24 protein-coding genes are annotated in these 20441 nt (G+C 62.5%); 15 read left to right on the top strand and 9 right to left on the bottom strand.

Annotated features, from left to right (window positions below; translation table 11 throughout):
* Window positions 1–81: 81 nt before the first annotated feature.
* From NKI96_RS14165 to hslV, 5 genes are all read right to left on the bottom strand, one after another.
* Window positions 82–1038 (bottom strand): DUF1402 family protein, encoded by a 957-nt coding sequence (locus NKI96_RS14165; protein ID WP_023694629.1) that lies wholly within the window; start codon window positions 1036–1038, stop codon window positions 82–84.
* A gap of 274 nt (window positions 1039–1312) precedes the next feature.
* On the bottom strand, window positions 1313–2626 hold the full coding sequence (gene hslU / locus NKI96_RS14160; protein WP_352804871.1) for an ATP-dependent protease ATPase subunit HslU: 1314 nt from the start codon (window positions 2624–2626) through the stop codon (window positions 1313–1315).
* Window positions 2627–2630: 4 nt separating this feature from the next.
* Complete coding sequence (locus NKI96_RS14155; protein WP_023694626.1) at window positions 2631–3230, bottom strand: DUF2585 domain-containing protein; 600 nt, start codon at window positions 3228–3230, stop codon at window positions 2631–2633.
* A 4-nt stretch (window positions 3231–3234) separates the two neighbouring features.
* Entirely contained in the window at window positions 3235–3762 is a 528-nt protein-coding gene (locus NKI96_RS14150; RefSeq protein ID WP_352804868.1) for a GNAT family N-acetyltransferase, read from the bottom strand.
* Window positions 3752–4303, bottom strand: a complete 552-nt coding sequence (hslV, locus tag NKI96_RS14145) for an ATP-dependent protease subunit HslV (protein ID WP_128302721.1) — start codon at window positions 4301–4303, stop codon at window positions 3752–3754. Before hslV ends, NKI96_RS14150 begins: the two co-directional genes overlap by 11 nt.
* Before the next feature lie 241 nt (window positions 4304–4544).
* On the opposite strand from hslV, the gene hisB reads away from it, so the two are divergent.
* Genes hisB through coaA form a run of 9 tightly spaced genes read left to right on the top strand, consistent with a single transcriptional unit; the run spans window position 4545 to window position 10286 of the window.
* A complete protein-coding gene (gene hisB / locus NKI96_RS14140) occupies window positions 4545–5144 on the top strand; it encodes an imidazoleglycerol-phosphate dehydratase HisB (RefSeq protein ID WP_352804864.1) in 600 nt (199 codons plus the stop codon).
* 4 nt (window positions 5145–5148) lie between these two features.
* Window positions 5149–5625 carry a DUF2628 domain-containing protein gene (locus NKI96_RS14135; RefSeq protein ID WP_352804861.1) on the top strand — a complete coding sequence of 159 codons (477 nt, stop codon included), beginning with the start codon at window positions 5149–5151 and terminating at the stop codon, window positions 5623–5625.
* Window position 5626: 1 nt separating this feature from the next.
* Window positions 5627–6277, top strand: coding sequence for an imidazole glycerol phosphate synthase subunit HisH (gene hisH / locus NKI96_RS14130; RefSeq protein WP_352804858.1), 651 nt, complete (start codon window positions 5627–5629; stop codon window positions 6275–6277).
* A 5-nt stretch (window positions 6278–6282) separates the two neighbouring features.
* Window positions 6283–6573: a DUF1330 domain-containing protein gene (locus tag NKI96_RS14125; RefSeq protein ID WP_352804855.1), complete on the top strand. Its 291-nt coding sequence runs from the start codon at window positions 6283–6285 to the stop codon at window positions 6571–6573.
* Window positions 6574–7320, top strand: a complete 747-nt coding sequence (hisA, locus tag NKI96_RS14120) for a 1-(5-phosphoribosyl)-5-[(5-phosphoribosylamino)methylideneamino]imidazole-4-carboxamide isomerase (RefSeq protein WP_352804853.1) — start codon at window positions 6574–6576, stop codon at window positions 7318–7320. It begins immediately after the preceding gene.
* Complete coding sequence (locus NKI96_RS14115) at window positions 7317–8153, top strand: arginase family protein (protein WP_352804850.1); 837 nt, start codon at window positions 7317–7319, stop codon at window positions 8151–8153. The genes hisA and NKI96_RS14115 overlap by 4 nt, the downstream gene beginning before the upstream one ends.
* Entirely contained in the window at window positions 8150–8944 is a 795-nt protein-coding gene (gene hisF, locus NKI96_RS14110) for an imidazole glycerol phosphate synthase subunit HisF (protein WP_352804897.1), read from the top strand. The genes NKI96_RS14115 and hisF overlap by 4 nt, the downstream gene beginning before the upstream one ends.
* Window positions 8945–8979: 35 nt before the next feature.
* Window positions 8980–9303 (top strand): phosphoribosyl-ATP diphosphatase, encoded by a 324-nt coding sequence (locus NKI96_RS14105; protein ID WP_352804848.1) that lies wholly within the window; start codon window positions 8980–8982, stop codon window positions 9301–9303.
* A 23-nt stretch (window positions 9304–9326) separates the two neighbouring features.
* Window positions 9327–10286 carry a type I pantothenate kinase gene (gene coaA, locus NKI96_RS14100; protein ID WP_352804846.1) on the top strand — a complete coding sequence of 320 codons (960 nt, stop codon included), beginning with the start codon at window positions 9327–9329 and terminating at the stop codon, window positions 10284–10286.
* On the opposite strand, the gene NKI96_RS14095 is transcribed toward coaA, so the two are convergent.
* The 4 genes from NKI96_RS14095 to NKI96_RS14080 form a co-directional block, all read right to left on the bottom strand.
* Entirely contained in the window at window positions 10273–11412 is a 1140-nt protein-coding gene (locus NKI96_RS14095; RefSeq protein WP_352804844.1) for a phosphatase PAP2 family protein, read from the bottom strand. The two genes, coaA and NKI96_RS14095, sit on opposite strands and share 14 nt — an antisense overlap.
* 59 nt (window positions 11413–11471) lie before the next feature.
* Window positions 11472–12092, bottom strand: coding sequence for an alpha-ketoglutarate-dependent dioxygenase AlkB family protein (locus NKI96_RS14090; protein ID WP_352804841.1), 621 nt, complete (start codon window positions 12090–12092; stop codon window positions 11472–11474).
* A gap of 147 nt (window positions 12093–12239) precedes the next feature.
* Window positions 12240–12674 (bottom strand): alternative ribosome rescue aminoacyl-tRNA hydrolase ArfB, encoded by a 435-nt coding sequence (gene arfB / locus NKI96_RS14085; RefSeq protein ID WP_352804838.1) that lies wholly within the window; start codon window positions 12672–12674, stop codon window positions 12240–12242.
* An 80-nt stretch (window positions 12675–12754) separates the two neighbouring features.
* Window positions 12755–14365: a phosphoenolpyruvate carboxykinase gene (locus NKI96_RS14080; protein ID WP_352804836.1), complete on the bottom strand. Its 1611-nt coding sequence runs from the start codon at window positions 14363–14365 to the stop codon at window positions 12755–12757.
* A gap of 346 nt (window positions 14366–14711) precedes the next feature.
* On the opposite strand from NKI96_RS14080, the gene NKI96_RS14075 reads away from it, so the two are divergent.
* The 6 genes from NKI96_RS14075 (at window position 14712) to ahcY (ending at window position 20316) form a co-directional block, all read left to right on the top strand.
* Window positions 14712–15413, top strand: coding sequence for a response regulator transcription factor (locus tag NKI96_RS14075; RefSeq protein ID WP_010912942.1), 702 nt, complete (start codon window positions 14712–14714; stop codon window positions 15411–15413).
* 84 nt (window positions 15414–15497) lie between these two features.
* Window positions 15498–17282, top strand: a complete 1785-nt coding sequence (locus NKI96_RS14070) for a sensor histidine kinase (RefSeq protein WP_352804833.1) — start codon at window positions 15498–15500, stop codon at window positions 17280–17282.
* A 68-nt stretch (window positions 17283–17350) separates the two neighbouring features.
* Window positions 17351–17812, top strand: coding sequence for an HPr kinase/phosphorylase (locus NKI96_RS14065; protein ID WP_352804831.1), 462 nt, complete (start codon window positions 17351–17353; stop codon window positions 17810–17812).
* Window positions 17813–17976: 164 nt separating this feature from the next.
* On the top strand, window positions 17977–18378 hold the full coding sequence (locus tag NKI96_RS14060; protein ID WP_112559892.1) for a PTS sugar transporter subunit IIA: 402 nt from the start codon (window positions 17977–17979) through the stop codon (window positions 18376–18378).
* A gap of 2 nt (window positions 18379–18380) precedes the next feature.
* Complete coding sequence (locus NKI96_RS14055) at window positions 18381–18683, top strand: HPr family phosphocarrier protein (RefSeq protein WP_434221253.1); 303 nt, start codon at window positions 18381–18383, stop codon at window positions 18681–18683.
* A gap of 232 nt (window positions 18684–18915) precedes the next feature.
* Entirely contained in the window at window positions 18916–20316 is a 1401-nt protein-coding gene (ahcY, locus tag NKI96_RS14050; protein ID WP_352804826.1) for an adenosylhomocysteinase, read from the top strand.
* The last annotated feature ends 125 nt before the right edge of the window (window positions 20317–20441 follow it).

Genomic DNA, 20441 nt, shown 5'->3' with positions numbered 1-20441 from the left:
GGGGGTGCGGCACCGGCCCCCACCCGGACCTGCGGTCCGACCTCCCCACAAAGGGGGAGGTAGACGGCTGAGCTAAGCCCGCTAAAACAGCGCCTTCAGCTCGTCCAGCTTGTCGTTGACCAGCCAGCCGTAATAATTCTCCTCGGGCAGTTTGACCGTCTCACCCGCGGCGCGGCGCTTGTCGTTCTCTGCTTTCAGCGCATAGGCGCGCTGCTCGGGATTGCCGACATTGTAGAGCGTGGCGGTCAGCCCCGGATTGCCTGAGATGTCGAAGCCGGCAATGTTTTTGTAGGCGTCGATCGACTTCCTGATCGTCGCTGCGACGTAGGGCAATGTCAGATCCGGATCCATGATGGTCTTGTAGACCCCATTGGGATCGCCGACATCGAGTTCGGGCAGCCCCGACACCTTGTGCACGAGATCGCTCATCTGCAGCGCGGTCAGCGGGTTGAGCTGGCCGAGGCCAAAGGTCTGGCCGGCATAATAGGGCTGGAAGAAGGTGGCGCCGAAGCGGTCGTTGGGAAAGCTTGTGCCGCCGACCGTCTTGCCGCGGAAGGATCGGTTCCACACCTGCTCGCGGCATTCCCACAGGTCGTAGCTGTCCGACATCGTGCATTTCTTGAATTCCGGCCGCTGCACGAAATCGGTGATGTCCTCGCCGTCATAGGCGAAGGACAGCTTGCTGGAGAGGTAGGAGATCGCCTTGACGTAGTAGGTCTGCAGCCGGTCGTAGGCGTCGACATTGTAGGTGTGCTCGCCGACGATGGCGCCGACGATGTGCAAAGGATTGATGCCGTAGGCAGCGGCGGCCTTCCTGATCTTGGCGCGCAGTTCGGCGTCGTTCTGAAGCAAGGCGTAGACCTTGCGGTATTTGGCTTGGAAAGTGGTGTTGGTCGCCTGGGTGCGGCGGCTCGAGGCGCCCGGTATGTCAGGTTGCACGGCATTGCGGTTGCCCGCCGGCACCAATGTCGCCGCGTCAGCCGCGAACAGCGTCGCCGCCAGCGTCAAGCCGAGAATGAGCAGGATCAGTTTTTTCATGCGCCGCCGCCTAGAGAATTGCCGCGCAAACTAGGTAAAGCTCCCGGTCGAGTCGAGAGCGCCCCTGCAGCCGGCAAGACGAAAGGTGGTCCGATGATACCATCCGGCCACACATCAACCTGTTAGCCGGATTGTTGCCTAAGCATCGGCCCAAAGATCGAAACCGATTTTTGGAAAGTCCGATACGTCGATTCAATACTGCTAGAGCGACCTTTGCGCGTCCAAAGGACGCGCGGCGCTCTAATACCGGCGCCGGATGAACCGGCGCCCTCGTTTAAAGGATGAATCGCGACAAATCTGTGTTTCGCGAGAGGTCGCCGACATGCTTTTCCACATAGGCGGCATCGATGGCGACGCTGGTGCTGTTGCGGTCGGGCGCGTCGTAGGAGATCTCGTCCAGCACGCGCTCCATCACCGTCTGCAGGCGTCTCGCTCCGATGTTTTCGACGCTAGCGTTGAGGTCGACAGCGATGCCGGCCAGCGAATCGATGGCATCGTCGGTGAAGGTGAGGTCGACGCCTTCGGTCTTCATCAGCGCGATATACTGCTTGATGAGGCTGGCCTCGGTCTCGGTGAGGATGCGAATGAAATCGTCCTTCTCCAGCGCCCGCAACTCGACACGGATCGGCAGGCGGCCCTGCAATTCCGGCAACAGGTCGGACGGCTTGGAGACATGGAAGGCGCCCGAGGCGATGAACAGTATGTGGTCGGTCTTCAACGGTCCGTATTTGGTCGCCACCGTCGTGCCTTCGATCAGCGGCAGCAGGTCGCGCTGCACGCCTTCGCGCGAGACGCCGGCGCCCATGCCGCCTTCGCGCGAGGCGATCTTGTCGATCTCGTCGAGGAAGACGATGCCGTCATTTTCGGTCGCGTCGAGCGCCCGGCGCACCACCTCGTCTTGGTCGAGCAGCTTGTCGGACTCGTCGTTGACCAACAGCGCGTAGGACTCCTTGACCGTCGTCTTGCGCGCCTTGGTCTTCTTGCCACCCATCGCCTTCGACAGCATGTCGTTGATGTTGAGCACGCCGATATTAGCGCCCGGCATGCCGGGGATCTCGAAGCCGGGCATGCCGCCGGTGCCGGTGTCGGCAACCTCGATCTCGATCTCCTTGTCGTCGAGCTCGCCGTCGCGCAGCTTCTTGCGGAAACTATCGCGGGTCGCCGGGCTAGCCGTCTTGCCGACCAGGGCTTCCAGCACGCGCTCCTCGGCGTTGAGATGGGCGCGGGCCTTGACGTCCTCGCGCATCTTCTCGCGCACCAGGCCGATGGCGATCTCGACCAGATCGCGGATGATCTGCTCGACATCGCGGCCGACATAGCCGACTTCGGTGAACTTGGTGGCCTCGACCTTGACGAAAGGCGCACCGGCGAGTCGCGCCAGGCGGCGCGAGATCTCGGTCTTGCCGACGCCGGTCGGGCCGATCATCAGGATGTTCTTCGGCATCACCTCTTCGCGCATCTGGCCTTCCAGCTGCTGGCGGCGCCAGCGATTGCGCAAGGCAATGGCCACGGCGCGCTTGGCGTCCTTCTGGCCGATGATGAAGCGGTCGAGTTCCGAAACGATTTCACGGGGAGAGAAGGTGGTCATATCACTAGATTCCACTTTGCCACTGCTTGATGGACTCGAACGGATGCAGCAGCATGATCACGTTGAGCGTCAGATTGTCCCGGATGAGGTAGCCGACACCCAGTTCGAAGATGAGGGCGAGGCCGACGACCACCCATATAGGTAGCTTTCTGGCCATCACAAACCCCAGCACCATGGCCAGCGTGTCGGACACCGAATTGATGATCGAGTCGCCATAGTAATCCAGCGAAATGGTGCCGGCGCGGTAGCGCTCGATGATGAACGGGCTGTTTTCCAGGAGTTCCCAGCCGCCCTCGATGACAACGGCGAAAGCCAGGCGCAGACCGATTGGCGAGCGCGGGAAGAGGAACCAGGCCAAGGCGTAGAACAGGAAGCCGTGGATGATGTGCGAGAACGTGTACCAGTCGGAAATATGCTGGGAATTCTCCGAACTGTTCACCACACCGTGCCAGAGTTTGACGTAACCGCAGGTGCAGATCGGCGTGCGGCCCATGCCGTAAAGCGCGCCGGCCTGGAAGATGAGCAGAGCGAGCACGAGCAGAAGCCCCATGCGCCAGCTGTCTTCGTAGGCCGAGTAATTTTTGGCAGTGCCCGGTGTCGCCATCAACTCATTCCCCTTCTTCCGCGTCGCTCTCTTTGGCACCGACAGCCATCAGCACGACGTCCCCATATCTAGAGTGCCTGCGATCGATAGCCCTGAAGCCCGCCTTTTCATAGGCGCGGATGGCGCGACCATTGTCGGGATGCGGATCGATGATGACGCGCGGCGCGCCTTCCTCGAACAGTTGCTCCGCGAATTGCCGGACAATGGCCGAGCCATGACCCTTGCCGATAAGGTCCGGTACGCCGATCGACAGGTCGATGCCCAGCGTGCCGAAAGGTTGATCGGCATAGGGATGGCCGTCCTCCAGATGCGGATCGTAGCTCTGCAGATAGGCGATCGGTCTGCCGTCGAGCTCGACGATCAGCGGCTCGACCGAAATCGAGTCGATATGCTCGCTGATACCGGCGATTTCCGTCTCCGGATCGTCCCACCATTCAGCCACGTGCGGCTCGGCCAGCCATGCCGCGATCATCGGCAGGTCTTTTTCCACAACCGGCCGAAAATCGTAGAGCACCGGCGGCTCAGGCGGCATCGAGCGTTTCGATGACGAAATTGTTGTTGGTGTAGACGCAGATGTCGGAGGCGATCTGCATCGCCTTGCGGGCGATCTCCTCGGCGTCCTTGTCGCTGTCCATCAGCGCGCGCGCCGCGGCCAGCGCGTAATTGCCGCCGGAGCCGATGGCCATGACGCCAAATTCGGGCTCGAGCACGTCGCCGGTGCCGGTCAATGCCAGCGAGACCGACTTGTCGGCCACCAGCATCATCGCTTCCAGGCGGCGCAGATAGCGGTCGGTGCGCCAGTCCTTGGCGAGCTCTACACAGGCGCGAGTCAGCTGGTCGGGATATTGTTCCAGCTTGGCTTCGAGCCGCTCCAGAAGCGTGAAGGCGTCCGCCGTGGCGCCGGCGAAACCGGCAATGACATTGCCGCCCTTGCCGATGCGGCGCACCTTTTTTGCGTTGCCCTTCATGATGGTCTGGCCAAGGCTGACCTGGCCGTCGCCGGCGATCACCACCTTGTTGCCCTTGCGCACCGTCACGATGGTCGTGGCGTGCATGGTCAATTCATTCGACATTTGCTGCTCCGATTCGCGCGATCCCGATAAGGCGATTGGCGCGGGATTTCGATCGGCCATATGTATGCATGGGGCGAGTGATTGCAAACCGCCTCCGGCATGGCCGATAGCGGTCTGCATCGCAACTGGCCATCGCGGGATCATGCTGATAGAAGGCTTTCGCTTTCAAGCAAATGAGCGCTTGGAGGCATTGTCTTTCCGTTTTGCCCCCAGTCGTATGCCCAAAGACAAGGACAAGGTGATGCCGCCCCGTTCCGCCGAAGTCAGCCGCAAGACCAAGGAAACCGACATCGCCGTGTCGGTTCATGTCGACGGCACCGGAAAATCCGATATGTCGACGGGCGTCGGCTTCTTCGATCATATGCTCGACCAGCTGTCGCGCCATTCGCTGATCGACATCACGGTCAAGGCCAAGGGCGACCTGCACATTGACGACCACCACACGGTCGAGGACACCGGCATTGCGATCGGCCAGGCGCTGGCCAAGGCGCTGGGCGAGCGGCGCGGCATCATGCGCTATGCCTCGGTCGACCTTGCCATGGACGAGACGCTGACGCGTGCCGCCATCGACGTGTCGGGCCGGCCGTTCCTGGTCTGGAACGTCGCCTTCTCGTCGCCGAAGATCGGCACGTTCGACACCGAACTGGTGCGCGAATTCTTCCAGGCGCTGGCGCAGAATGCCGGCATCACGCTTCATGTCACCAATCATTATGGCGCCAACAACCACCACATTGCCGAAACCTGCTTCAAGGCCGTGGCGCGCGCGCTGCGTTTCGCATTGGAGCGCGACCCGCGCCAGCCGGACGCGGTTCCCTCCACCAAGGGATCTCTGAAAGGGTAGGCTGATGGCCATCTATGTCGTGATGGAACCGCCGGGCCGCACCGAGGCGGCCGACGCAACCATTTTTGTCCGCGACGGGTTTTCCTGGCTGGCTTTCCTGGTGGCGCCGCTGTGGCTCGCCTGGCACCGGCTGTGGGTCGAGGCCGCGCTCGCCTTCGTCGCCATGGGCCTCATCTCGCTGCTCGGCCAAAGGCTGGGACTGGATTGGGCAGGCTCGGCGCTGTCACTGCTGGTCTCGCTCTATATCGGCCTGGAGGGCCAGGGGCTGCGCATCGCGGCCCTTCGGCGCCGGGGCTGGCATGAATGGGGCGTGATCGAAGCCGACAATCCTGACGCTGCCGACATCCGCCAGGCGCTGGACGCGGAGGCGCAGGCGGAGGAACAGGCGCCGCTGCCACGCATCGTGCCCGATGCCAGTCTTGCCCGGCCGGCGCAGACCGGCCTGACGCTCGGGCTGACCCATACGCCGGGAAAAGGCTGACATGCGGGTTGCGATCATCGATTACGGGTCGGGCAATCTGCGCTCGGCCACCAAGGCATTCGAGCGCGCCGCGCATGAGGCCGGTATTGCCGCTGCCATCGAACTCACCGCCGATGCCGAGCGGGTGCGCAGCGCCGACCGCATCGTGCTTCCAGGCGTCGGCGCCTATGCCGACTGCGCGGCGGGTCTGCGCGGCGTTGCCGGCATGTGGGAAGCGGTCGAGGAGGTGGCGATTGCCAAGGCGCGGCCGTTCCTCGGCATCTGCGTCGGCATGCAGCTGATGTCGGAGCGCGGCCTGGAAAAGACTGTGACCAAGGGCTTCGGCTGGATTGCCGGCGACGTCAAGGAGATCACACCCGCCGACCCGGCGCTGAAAATCCCGCAGATCGGCTGGAACACGATCGACCTCAACCGCAAGCATCCGCTGTTTTCCGGCATTCCGACCGGGCCCAAGGGCTTGCACGCTTATTTCGTTCATTCCTATCATCTTGACGCGACCAAGCCGGACGAAGTGCTGGCCGTCGCCGACTATGGCGGCCCGGTGACTGCCGCAGTCGCACGGGGCAACTTGGCCGGCACGCAGTTCCACCCCGAAAAAAGCCAGGCGCTCGGCTTGGCATTGATCACCAATTTCCTGCGCTGGAGGCCCTGAAAACCATGAACAAGAAGGGCTACTGGTTGGTCATGCTTACGGTGACCGATCCGGAGGGCTATCAGCGCTATCGTGACGCCATTGGCGATGCCATTTCAAGTTTCGGAGGCCGCTATCTTGCGCGCGGTGGACAGGTGACAAACCCTGAAGGTTCGGAGTTTGGCAGACATGTAGTGGTCGAGTTCGATAGCTATGAAACGGCGCTGAACTGCTATCGGTCGGAGGTCTATCAGGCGGCGCTCAGGCATCGGCGGGCAGCTTCAAGCGGCCATTTCGCCATCGTGGAGGGTGTCTAGATGATCTTGTTTCCGGCCATCGACCTCAAGGACGGTAAATGCGTGCGGTTGAAGCACGGCGATATGGCGACCGCGACAATCTACAATGACGATCCGGCCGCGCAGGCGCGCGCCTTCGAGGACCAGGGCTTCGAGTGGCTGCATGTCGTCGACCTCAACGGCGCCTTCAAGGGCCAGAGCGTCAACAGCGCGGCGGTCGGCGCGATCCTCAAGGCGACAAAGAACCCAGTGCAGCTCGGCGGCGGCATCCGCACGCTGGCGCAGATCGAGGATTGGCTCGACCGCGGGCTGGCGCGCGTCATCCTCGGTACGGCTGCGGTGCGCGATCCCGACCTGGTCAGGGAAGCCTGCAAGGAATTCCCCGGCAAGGTGGCCGTCGGCATCGACGCCAAGGGCGGCAAGGTGGCGGTCGAGGGCTGGGCCAAGGCCTCCAGCCTCGGCGTCATCGAACTGGCGCAGAAATTCGAGGGCGCCGGCGTTGCCGCCATCATCTACACCGACATCGACCGCGACGGCGTTCTGACCGGCATCAACTGGGATGCCACCATCGACCTCGCCGACGCCGTGTCGATCCCGGTCATCGCCTCGGGCGGCCTCGCCTCTATCGCCGACATCGTGCGCATGACCATGCCCGATGCCAAAAAGCTCGAAGGCGCCATTTCCGGCCGTGCGCTCTATGACGGGCGCATCGATCCGGCCGAGGCGCTGGCGGTGCTGCAGGGCAAGGCAATGGAGACCCCATCGTGAAAATCTCCATCATCCTGGCCTCCTATGACAGCGGCCACTATCACGGCGGCATGGGACAGGGACCGGACGCGCTGATATCGGGCGGCCTCGTCGACGCGCTGACGTTGGCTGGGCATGACGTTGCCGTCACCGATATCGGCAGGGTAGGCGACGAGCAGGAGCGCGAGATCGCAACGGGCTTTGCGGTCTGCAACGCCGTCTCCGGCGAGGTCCGCATCGCTCTGGACCGCGGCCGGTTTCCGATCGTGCTGGCCGGCAATTGCCTGACATCAGCCGGTGCGGTCGCCGGCGAAGATGCCGATGCGATCATCTGGGCCGACCAGCATGGCGATCTCAACACGCCCGAAACCTCCGTCTACGGCTTCCTCGACGGCATGGCGTTGGCGACCGTTCTGGGACTGTGCTGGAAACCGATGGCATCGGCCATCCCCGGCTTCAAGGCGATCGATCCGGCCCGCTGCGTGCTGGTCAATGCGCGCGACCTCGATCCGGCGGAAACAGAGCTGTTGAAGACGTTGCCGGTCATCCGCACCGAATGTCCGGACTGGGCAAGGGCCTGCGGCAAGCTAAAGGCGCCCGACGCAAAGCGGGTCCATCTGCATCTCGATCTCGACGTGCACGATCCCGAGGCGCTGCAGGCCAACCGCTACACCACGCCGGGCGGCCCGGAGCCGAAACAGCTGCGTCAGGCGGTCTGCGGCATGGCCGGCCTGCTGCCGATTTCCGGCATCACCATCTCGGCCTACGATCCGGCCTTCGACGCGCAGGCCGAGGTTCCGCCGCTGGTCGGCGAACTGCTCAGCGAGTTGCTGGCAACGATGGAGAAGGGCTGATGCTGAAAGCCCGCGTCATCCCTTGCCTCGACGTCAAGAACGGCCGCGTCGTCAAGGGCGTCAATTTCGTCGACCTGATCGACGCCGGCGACCCGGTCGAGGCGGCAAAAGCCTATGATGCGGCCGGCGCCGACGAGCTTTGCTTTCTCGACATCACCGCGTCGTCCGACAACCGCGAAACCATCTTCGACGTCGTCGCCCGCACCGCTGAACAGTGCTTCATGCCGCTGACCGTCGGTGGCGGCGTGCGCCAGGTCGCCGATATCCGCAAGTTGCTGCTGGCCGGCGCCGACAAGGTGTCGATCAACACTGCGGCGGTGAAGAACCCGGATTTCGTCGCTGAAGCCGCCGACAAGTTCGGCAACCAGTGCATCGTCGTGGCCATCGACGCCAAGAAGGTCTCTGCTGCCAATGAGGCCGACCGCTGGGAGATCTTTACCCATGGCGGCCGCGAAAAGACCGGCATCGATGCGGTCGAGTTCGCGCGAAAAATGGTCGATCGCGGCGCCGGCGAGATCCTGTTGACCTCGATGGATCGCGACGGCACCAAGGCCGGCTACGACATCGCGCTGACCCGCGCGATTGCGGACGCGGTGCGCGCGCCGGTCATCGCGTCCGGCGGCGTCGGCACGCTCGATCATCTGGTCGAGGGCATTCGCGACGGCCATGCGGGTGCCGTGCTCGCCGCATCGATCTTCCATTTCGGCACGTACACGATTGCCGAAGCCAAGGCGCATATGGCCAAGGCCGGACTGCCGATGCGGCTGGACTCATCCGTCGATCGGCCCTAGAGCGTTCCCGGCTAAGAAAGGCTTGCGACCGCGCCATGGCTGAATTCTCGCTCTCCGACCTGGAGACAATCATCGCCCACCGCGCCCAGTCCGGCGATCCGGACTCGTGGACGGCAAAACTGTTCGCCAAGGGCATGGACAAGGCCGCGCAGAAGCTCGGCGAAGAGGCGGTCGAGACGGTGATCGCGGCCGTGAAGGGCGACAAGAAAGCCCTCGTTTCGGAAAGTGCCGATCTTCTATATCATTGGCTTGTCGTGCTGCGCATCGCCGGCGTTCCGCTGGACGAGGTGTTGAAGGAGCTTGAGGGCCGCTCGGGCCGCTCGGGCGTCGCCGAAAAGGCATCCCGGCCGAAGGGCTGACCGCGAGGAGGGCAGGAAACGCGATGGACCAGCTTGCTCCCACCGAGAAATATTCACCCTTTCGCTTCTTCTCGGCCGAGCAGTGGTCGCAATTCCGCGCCGACACGCCACTGACGCTGGGCGAAGATGAGATCAACCGCCTGCGTTCGCTCAACGACCCGGTCGACCTCGAAGAGGTCAAGCGCATCTATCTGTCGCTGTCGCGGCTGCTTTCGGCGCATGTCGAGGCCAGCCAACTGCTGTTTCGCCAGCGCCAGGCCTTCTTCAACGCGCTGGATGTGGTCAAGACACCGTTCATCATCGGCATTGCCGGTTCGGTCGCTGTCGGCAAATCGACCACGGCGCGCGTGCTGAAGGAGCTTCTGGCGCGCTGGCCGTCGAGCCCCAAGGTCGACCTCATCACCACCGACGGGTTCCTGCTGCCCAACGAGGTGTTGCGGCGCGACAATCTGATGGAGCGCAAGGGCTTTCCCGACAGTTATGATGTCGGCGCGCTGCTGCGGTTCCTGTCGGGCATCAAGTCGGCGCAGCGCAATGTCCGCGCACCGGTCTATTCGCATTTGACCTATGACGTCATCCCCGGCGAGTTCGTCACCATCGACCGGCCCGACATTCTGATCTTCGAAGGCATCAACGTGCTGCAACCCGGCAAACTGCCGAAGGACGGCAAGATCGTGCCGTTCCTGTCGGATTTCTTCGACTTCGCCATCTATATCGATGCAGACGAAAAGCTGATCCATCACTGGTATATCGCCCGCTTCATGCGGCTGCGCGAGACGGCCTTCCGCAATCCGGATTCCTTCTTCCACCGCTATTCGCAGCTTTCGGAAGACGCCGCGCGCGCCATTGCGGAAGGCTTGTGGGCCAATATCAACCTGAAAAACCTGCGCGAGAACATCGTGCCGACACGGGCGCGCGCCGACCTCATCCTGCGCAAGGGCGCCAATCACCTGGTCGAGGAAGTGGCGCTCAGGAAACTGTGACGGCCGCCTCCGGGCTGGTCGCGATATCGGCCGGTTGCGTATCCTGCGCCGGTCGCCGGAGATAGCGCCGGTCGGCCCGGATGAGTTTGCGCGCCGCGACATAGACAATCACCGAGACAGCAGCTGCGGCATAGCCGTCGATTGCATAGTGCCACGCCAGATAGACCGAGCTGACGGCAACAAAGGCCACATAGACAAACGCTACAGCGCCGAGACGGCGATTGTACTCCCATGCAAAAAGTGCGTTGAGCATCGCCAGGCCGACATGCACGCTGGGAAAGGCCGAAATGCCTGACGCGAAACCGGTCTGCCTGGCCTCATGAAGCCTCCACAAATATTGCTGGTAGGAAACAGCGGAATTGGAGGATTCGGCGCCGCGGGCCAGAAATGCGAGCTGTTCGCCAAACCGCGCCGTGTCGCCCGTGGCCATCCCGTAAAACGCCGGACCAGCCGACAGGAACAGTCCAGCCAATATGTTGCCGACGACGATCCAAACCACCATGAAGCAGATGACATAGCGCGTTCGAACCGACGCCGTCCGGGGCGATGTCGCGACGAAGAACAAGGCGCCAAAATTGAGGACAAACCAGAATACGTTGTAATTCCACTCGATGGCGGCCCGCACGAAATCATTTTTGGCCACCAGATAGAGCCAGCGCCACGGATCGGCGCCGAAATGCAGGAACGCATCGATGTCGGCATGCAGCACGTCAAATGGAAAGCCGTCCTGCCAGACCGGCATTCCGTTCTTCACCGAGGTGAATGTGCCTTGAAAGATCATGAGCGCCATGAGCAGGCATAGACCCGAGAGCGAATATGCCAGCCGCGATGTCGAAAACACATATTTCGCCGCCAGACGGCGCCTGCTGTCGAAGCGATGTATGAGCAGGCTTATGTCGACAATAATGGCGAAGGTCGGTAGCATCAGGCCGTTCAACAATATCCACCGCCCGAAATATATCGAATACGCGCTACGGTCGGCGGCGCCTATTGCATACAGAAAAACCAGTCCGGCCAATGTGTAGACGACGATGAACAGATAAACGCCTGAATCCCGGCGAATCAGCGGGATCGCTTGTCTGGTGACTACCCACAACTGACGGAAAACCACACTGCTCTTTGTCATTGTCCCCGAGCCGACGTTGCAATGCTCGGGCACTTTATAAGGAGAATCTGTAGAATCGGTTAGCCTCCAGCCTTCGTCACCCGCCGCAGCGTCAGATTGATCCTGCCGCCATTCTTCAGCAGCGCTGAGGTCGACGGGTAGATGCGGTCGACGCCGTGGAAGCAGAGCCGGCCTTCGCCGCCGAGTACGACGACATCGCCGCTTTTCAAGCGGAACGATTTGGTGCCGCCGTCGCGCGTCGTCTGGCCGACCCTGAACAGGCAATCATCGCCGAGGGAGACCGAGACCACCGGCGCCGCGAAATCGGCCTCGTCGCGATCCTGGTGCAGGCCCATCTTGGCATCCTGGGTATAGAAGTTGACCAGACAGGCCTCCGGCGGATTTGGATAGGCGGAGACCTCCCGCCACAATTGCATCAGCGCGTCTGGGATCGGCGGCCATGGCTCTCCGGTCAGCGGGTGCGTCGGCTGGTAGCGATAACCTAGCTCTTTGTCGGTGACCCAGCCGAGCGCGCCGCAATTGGTCATGCGTACGCTCATTTCCTTGCCGGTACGTGGCATGGCCGGCACGAACAGCGGCGCCTGCTGCACTATGGTCCTGACCTCTTCGACCAGCGCTTCCTGCGCGGCGCGGGACAGATAGCCGGGCATATGGCGGACGCCTTTGGGCAGGACGAGCATGGGCTGGCGCCTCACTTGGTTGATCGGGCCGACAATGCCATCGCCAAACAAAAACGGCGACCCGAAAGCCGTCGTTTGCAGCAATGGTGAAATCTTGCATCTGCGGCATCAATGGGAAGCCGTTTTATGCCCGCTTTGGTGAGGTGCTTAATCGTTCTCTACCCGGCCGCGCAGCTTCTTGATCGTGCCGCGTCCGGCCTTGCTTTTCAGCCGCCGCTCGACCGAGCCTTTCGACGGCCTGGTCTTCTTGCGCGGCGGCGGCGGCGGTTCGGCGGCCTTGGCGACCAGCGCCGTCAGCCTTGCCCTTGCATCCGCGCGGTTCTGTTCCTGGGTGCGGAAACGTCCGGCCTCGATGACGATGACGCCGTCCTTGGTGGCGCGCTGGCCGGCAAGCTTGATCGTGCGCGCGCGCACGCGTTCCGACAGCCCGGCTGCGTTGGCCGCGTCGAAGCGCAATTGCACGGCGGTCGCCACCTTGTTGACGTTCTGGCCGCCGGGGCCGGACGAACGGATGAAATCCTCGTGCAGGTCGCCCGGATGGATTACGGCTTCGTCGGCAATGATGATGTCGTCGATCGGCATGGCGCAGTCATGGCGCGGCGGACCGAAAAAGAAAAGACCCGATCGAGACCGGGCCTTTCAGGGATGGGACGATGCCTCGACTATTCCGCAGCCTCCTGCAGGCGGGGCGCGGCGCCGAGCACGACGGCATCGACGTGGCTCTCGAATTTCTCGAAGTTGACGGCGAACATGCCGACCAGCCTTGCCGCCTGGCGGTCATAGGCGGCCTTGTCGGCCCAGGTCGAGCGTGGGTCGAGAATGGCGCTGTCGACGCCAGGCACGGCCACCGGCACCTCGAAGCCGAAATTGGCATCGGTGCGGAAGCCCGCGGCCTTCAACGAACCATCGAGAGCTGCGGCCAGCAAGGCACGCGTCGCCTTGATCGGCATGCGCTTGCCGGTGCTATAAGCGCCGCCGGTCCAGCCGGTGTTGACCAGCCAGCAATCGGCGTCGTGGCGGGCGATCAACTCGCGCAGCAGATTGCCGTATTCCTTGGGATGGCGCGGCATGAACGGGGCGCCGAAGCAGGTCGAGAACGTCGCTTCCGGCTCGGTCACGCCCTTTTCAGTGCCGGCCACCTTGGCTGTGTAGCCGGACAGGAAGTGATACATCGCCTGCGCCGGGGTCAGCCGAGCGATCGGCGGCATGACGCCGAAAGCATCGGCGGTCAGCATGATGATGTTCTTGGGATGGCTGGCGCGTCCGCTCTTCGAGGCATTGGGGATGAAATCGAGCGGATAGGCGCAGCGTGTGTTTTCGGTGAGCCGGCCATCATTGAAGTCCGGCACGCGGTTTGCGTCGAGCACGACATTTTCCAGCACCGTGCCGAAACGCTGCGTGGTGGCGAAAATCTCCGGCTCGGCTTCCGCCGACAGCCTGATCGTCTTGGCGTAACAGCCGCCTTCGAAATTGAAGATGCCGTGCGGCCCCCAGCCATGCTCGTCGTCGCCGATGAGCGTGCGCGACGGATCGGCCGACAGCGTCGTCTTGCCAGTTCCGGACAGCCCGAAGAAGATCGCCGCATCGCCGGCCGGCCCCTCATTGGCCGAGCAGTGCATCGGCATGACGCCCTTTTCCGGAAGCAGATAGTTCAGCATGGTGAACACGGACTTCTTCATTTCGCCGGCATAGGAGGTGCCGCCGATCAGCACGATCTTGCGGGTCAGATCGACCGCGATCACCGTCTCGGTGCGGCTGCCGTGGCGGACGGGATCGGCACGGAAGGACGGCAGGTCGATGATCGTCATCTCCGGCTCGAACTGTTCGAGCTCGGCCGTATCGGGGCGAATGAGCAGGTTGCGGATGAACAACGAGTGCCAGGCAAATTCGGTGATGACCCGCGTCGGCAGCTTCAGATCGGCATCGGCGCCGCCGACGAGGTCCTGCACATACAGGTCCTTATCCGCGGCGTGGACAAGGAAATCGGCGAACAGCGTTTCGAACTCAGCCGGCGAAATCGCCTTGTTGTTGTCCCACCAGACATGGGGTTCGGTAGTGCCGCCGCGCACGACAAACTTGTCCTTGGGCGAGCGGCCGGTGTGCTGGCCGGTCTCGGCAAGCAGCGCGCCACCGGCGGTCAACTTCGCCTCGCCACGGCGGATCGCGTCCTCGTAGAGGGCGGCCGCACCAAAATTATAATGCACCGTGCCGGTGGTTTTCAGGCCGATACGATCAATCGCGCAGGCGGAATTGCGTTTGCCGACTTCCGACATCAAGGGTCCCTTCTTCTGGATTCGCCGCAGTTTGCCGGCGCATTTCCGGCATGCCTGCGAGCTGGGCTAAGACGGTCAGAACCAGAAAACCCGAATGATATCAAATCATTAATCGATTTAAAAAATTTGAAAGTTGTTTAAATCGTTTATATGTGCAAAAAATCACAGTGGTTGCCCAAAGGATTGGCACACAGTGTTCGTCCAACCCGTATAGAGGTGCGATTGGGGCCGCCGGCAAGCCGTCCGCGACAGCGGATGGAGCCTGTGCCACATTTTGTACCTAATTTGTCCTGCAAAAGCCCCTTCTCTAAGACAGGAGGGACAGCTCATGAGGGAGCCGCTTGAAATGGCAACAATCGCGCTTGTCGATGACGATCGCAACATTCTGACGTCGGTCTCAATCGCCTTGGAATCCGAGGGGTATCGCGTCGAAACCTACACGGATGGGGCGTCGGCGCTGGAAGGCCTGGCGGCGCGTCCGCCGAATCTCGCCATCCTCGACATCAAGATGCCACGCATGGACGGCATGGAGCTGTTGCGCCGGATGCGGCAGAAGTCCGATCTGCCGGTGATCTTCCTGACCTCGAAGGACGACGAGATCGATGAGCTTTTCGGCCTCAAGATGGGCGCCGACGATTTCATCCGCAAACCATTCTCGCAGCGCCTGCTGGTCGAACGCGTGCGCGCCGTGCTGCGCCGTGCCAGTGCCCGCGAGGCTGCGGCAAAGGCGCCCAGCCAGCAGGCCCGTTCGCTCGAACGCGGCCAGTTGGTCATGGACCAGGAACGCCACACCTGCACCTGGAAGGGCGAGCCGGTGACGTTGACGGTCACCGAATTTCTCATCCTGCACTCGTTGGCGCAGCGCCCCGGCGTGGTAAAAAGCCGTGATGCGCTGATGGATTCGGCCTATGATGAGCAGGTCTATGTCGACGACCGCACCATCGACAGCCACATCAAGCGGCTGCGCAAGAAGTTCAAGGCCGTCGACGATGACTTCGAAATGATCGAAACGCTTTACGGAGTCGGGTACCGGTTCCGCGAAGCTTAAGTTAATGCATGTCGCCCAAAAGTGGTCCCGGTTTTGGGACAACGACATGCATCAAACCAAAGACTAGCCGGGAGCTGCTATTCGATGGCAGTGGACGTAGAGCGAGGCAGACGGGCGGGCGCCGGCAGGCGGCCGTCCAGGATTCTGCCCGCATTCCTGTCGAGGATCACGGTGCCGATGCGCCGCTTCCTCGGCCATCACATCTTTTCCAGCCTGACCCGGCGCATCCTGTTCCTCAACCTGGCCGGCCTCGCCGTGCTGGTCACCGGCATTCTCTACCTCAACACCTTCCGCGACGGGCTGATCGATGCTCGCGTCGAAAGCCTGATGACGCAGGGCGAGATCATCGCAGGCGCAATCGCGGCGTCGGCGACGGTCGAGACCGATTCGATCAGCATCGATCCGGAAAAGCTGCTCGAACTGCAGGCCGGCGAAAGCCTGGGGCCGGGCTCCGACCAGCTCGACAATCTGGATTTCCCGATCAATCCGGAGCGCGTCGCGCCGGTGCTGCGGCGGCTGATTTCGCCGACGCGCACGCGCGCCCGCATCTACGACCGCGACGCCAATCTGCTGCTCGATTCGCGTCATCTCTACTCGCGCGGACAGATCCTGCGCTACGACCTGCCGCCGGTCGAGGACGAGCAGCCGGACATGCTGGAGCGGGTGCAGAAATTCGTCTTCGACATCTTCCGCAACAAGGACCTGCCCGTCTATCACGAGCAGCCCGGCGGCAACGGTGCGGCCTTCCCGGAAGTGGTCAAGGCGCTGACCGGCAGCCCGTCGACGATCGTGCGGGTGAGCGAACAGGGCGAGCAGATCGTCTCGGTGGCGGTGCCGATCCAGCGTTTCCGCGCCGTTCTCGGCGTGCTGATGCTGTCGACGGAAGGCGGCGACATCGACAAGATCGTCGCCGCCGAGCGCAAGGCGATCTTGCGCGTCTTCGGCATTGCCGCACTTGTCACCGCCATCCTGTCGATGCTTCTGGCGTCCACCATCGCCAATCCGCTGCGCCGACTGGCGGCGGCGGCGGTGCGCGTGCGGCGCGGCGTCAAGAGCCGCGAGGAAATCCCCGACTTTTCCGACCGCCAGGACGAGATCGGCAATCTGTCGATCGCCATTCGAGACATGACCAATGCGCTCTATGCCCGCATCGAGGCGATCGAAAGCTTCGCCGCCGACGTTTCGCACGAATTGAAGAACCCGCTGACCTCGCTGCGCAGCGCGGTGGAGACGCTGCCGCTGGCGAAGAATGATAACTCACGTGCGCGTCTGATGGAGATCATCCAGCACGATGTCCGGCGGCTGGACCGGCTGATCACCGACATTTCCGATGCCTCGCGCCTCGACGCGGAGCTCGCGCGTGAGGATGCCGCCACGGTCGACTTGAAGAAATTCATCACCGACCTAGTCGCCGTGTCGCGCGAGGCGACGCGCAACAAGAAGGCCGTCGAGATCGAGTTCAAGGCCGCCAAGCTGCCGCAAGGCGTCAAGGGCTATTTCGTCACCGGCCATGACCTCAGGATCGGCCAGGTCATCACCAATCTGATCGAGAATGCCCGCTCCTTCGTACCGGAGGACCACGGCCATATCGCCATTTCCCTGGCACGCTCGGGCAAGGTCAACATCGTCACCGTCGACGATAATGGCCCCGGTATCCGCGCCGACGCTATCGACCGCATCTTCGAGCGCTTCTACACCGACCGGCCGACCGGCGAGGCGTTCGGCCAGAATTCAGGGCTTGGCCTGTCGATATCCAGGCAGATCGTCGAAGCCCATGGCGGCACGCTGACGGCCGAGAATATCCCCGGCACCAAGCCCGGCGACATCAAGGGTGCGCGCTTCGTCGTGACGCTGCCGGCCGAAGGCTGATTAGAGCATGATCCCGAAAAGTGGGAACCGGTTTTCGGAAAGGATCATGCTCCAACCAGCGGCTGCGTATGCCTGATCCTGCCGTAAAACCTGAAAACATTCACGCCACCGCGATCCTGATCGGCGAGCGCGGCATTCTCATCACCGGTCCGTCCGGCTCGGGCAAGACGACGCTGGCGCTGGCGCTGATCGACCATTTCGGCCGGCGCGGGCTGTTTGCGCGGCTGATCGGCGACGACCAGCTGTTTTTCGCAGCGCATTTCGGCCGATTGGTCTGCCATGCGCCGGCCAGCATCGCCGGCCTCTCGGAGGTGCCCGGGCTTGGTCCGAAGCCGCTTTTGTTCGAACCCGGCGCGGTGATCGACCTGGCGATCCGGCTGGTTGCCACGGAGGAAATGGCGCGTTTCCAGGAAGAGTTGAGCGAGATGATCGCCGGCTGCACTGTGCCGCGCATCGACCTCGCTCGACGCAGTGTCACCACCGCTTTGCCGGCGGTGATGGCGCGGCTGGCGATTGCGCCTTTCGTATGATGCGCCCCCGGTTTTTTGCTGCAATGCGTCAAAATGGCCATGGCAGGCGCAATTTTGGGCTTGTCAACGCGCCGCGCGTCGACAAGATAGCGCTCCCGCCGCCTGGGATGGCCGGCGAGCATAAAAAGCGCCTGTGAAGCGGCGATGACGGGAGCCACTATAGAATGATCGGACTCGTGCTTGTAACGCACGGTCAACTGGCCGCCGAGTTCCGCCATGCCGTGGAACATGTCGTGGGGCCACAAGACAATTTCGAAACCGTGGCGATCGGCGCCGATGACGATATGGAGCAGCGGCGGAGCGACATCGTCGACGCTGTCGGCCGCGTCGACACCGGGACCGGCGTCATTGTTCTGACCGACATGTTCGGCGGCACGCCGTCCAACCTTGCCATTTCGGTGATGGAGTCCGGCCGCACCGAGGTCATCGCCGGCATGAACCTGCCGATGCTGATCAAGCTGTCGTCGATCCGCAAGGGTGACAACATGGCGGCGGCACTCGACGAGGCGCAGGCCGCGGGGCGCAAATACATCAATGTCGCCAGCCAGCTCCTGAGCAGCAAATGAGCATGGCATCGGAAAAGGACCAGATAGCCAAAGATTCGATCACTAGGGAGTTTCCGATCATCAACCAGCGTGGCCTGCATGCGCGCGCCTCGGCCAAGTTCGTCCAGGTCGCCAGCGGCTTCGACGCCACCGTGCATGTCGAGAAGGACGGCCTCAAGGTTGGCGGCACCTCGATCATGGGCCTGATGATGCTGGCGGCGAGCCCCGGCTATTCGATCCGCGTCACCGCCAGCGGCGCTGAGGCCGTCGCGGTGATGGACGCGCTGGAGCAGCTGGTTGCCTCGCGCTTCGGCGAAGAGTGCTGAAGCTCTTTTTTGTTTGAGCGTGATCTCCGGACAAAACGGTTCCCGTTTTGTCTGAGAAAACCGGCTTCCACTTTTCGGGATCATGCTTCGCAAACACATACGCGCATAAAGATTTCTTTATATCCCATTGTCGTTCAGCCGGCGATCTGCTAGTCAGTCCGGCATTCCCGCGCCCTTCGACGCGCCATGTGGCGCAGGCGCATCTGATGACAAATCACACCGGAGCACTGCCATGACGGGTAGCAAGGATTATGTGGTCGCCGACATTTCGCTTGCCGGCTGGGGCCGCAAGGAACTCGAGATCGCCGAAACCGAAATGCCGGGCCTGATGGCCTGCCGCGAGGAGTTCGGCGACAAGAAGCCGCTGAAGGGCGCGCGCATCACCGGCTCACTGCACATGACCATCCAGACGGCGGTGCTGATCGAGACGCTGAAGGCGCTCGGCGCCGACATCCGCTGGGCTTCGTGCAACATCTTCTCGACCCAGGACCACGCCGCGGCGGCCATCGCCGAAGCCGGCATCCCGGTGTTCGCCGTCAAGGGCGAGTCACTCGAGGAATACTGGGACTACACCGACAAGATTTTCCAGTGGGCCGATGGCGGCCTCTCCAACATGATCCTCGACGATGGCGGCGACGCCACCATGTACATTCTGATCGGCGCCCGCGCCGAGGCCGGCGAGGACGTGCTGTCCAACCCGCAGAGCGAGGAAGAGGAATACTTCTACGCCCAGGTCAAGAAGCGCCTGAAGGCATCGCCCGGCTTCTTCACCAAGCAGAAGGAAGCGATCCGCGGCGTCACCGAAGAGACGACGACGGGCGTCAACCGTCTCTACCAGCTGCAGAAGAAGGGCCTGCTGCCGTTCCCCGCGATCAACGTCAACGACTCGGTCACCAAGTCGAAGTTCGACAACAAATATGGCTGCAAGGAATCGCTGGTCGACGGCATCCGCCGCGGCACCGACACCATGATGGCCGGCAAGGTTGCGGTCGTCTGCGGCTATGGCGACGTCGGCAAGGGCTCGTCGGCTTCGCTCAAGGGCGCCGGCGCCCGCGTCAAGGTCACCGAAGTCGATCCGATCTGCGCGCTGCAGGCGGCGATGGACGGCTTTGAAGTCGTCACGCTGGAAGATGCCGCACCGACCGCCGACATCGTCATCACCACCACCGGCAACAAGGATGTCGTCACCCTCGACCACATGCGCTCGATGAAGGACATGGTGATCGTCGGCAATATCGGCCACTTCGACAATGAGATCCAGGTCGCGTCGCTGCGCAACCTGCAATGGACCAACGTCAAGCCGCAGGTCGACATGATAACCTTCCCGGACGGCAAGCGGATGATCCTGCTGTCCGAGGGGCGCCTGCTCAACCTCGGCAACGCGACCGGTCATCCGAGCTTCGTGATGTCGGCCTCGTTCACCAATCAGGTGCTGGCGCAGATCGAACTCTACACCAAGCCCGGCCAGTACCAGAACCAGGTCTATGTGCTGCCCAAGCACCTCGACGAGAAGGTGGCGCGTCTGCATCTCGACAAGCTCGGAGCCCGCCTGACCGAACTGTCCGGCGAACAGGCCGCCTATATCGGCGTGACCCCGCAGGGTCCGTTCAAGCCGGAACACTACCGCTATTAACAGAAGCGGCGTTTATCACTAGATATTGAAGCCGGGCGATTGACTTTTCGCCCGGCTTCTTTTTTGCGCGGATGATTCTTCACGCCGATTCCAGCACGCGCTATTGTGCTGATTCGTGGGCCGGG

Origin of the sequence: Mesorhizobium sp. M0292, assembly GCF_040321695.1 — a bacterium.
Lineage (GTDB): Bacteria > Pseudomonadota > Alphaproteobacteria > Rhizobiales > Rhizobiaceae > Mesorhizobium.
Note: the sequence above shows the minus strand (reverse complement) of the source record. Positions and strands in the feature narration are given on the sequence as shown.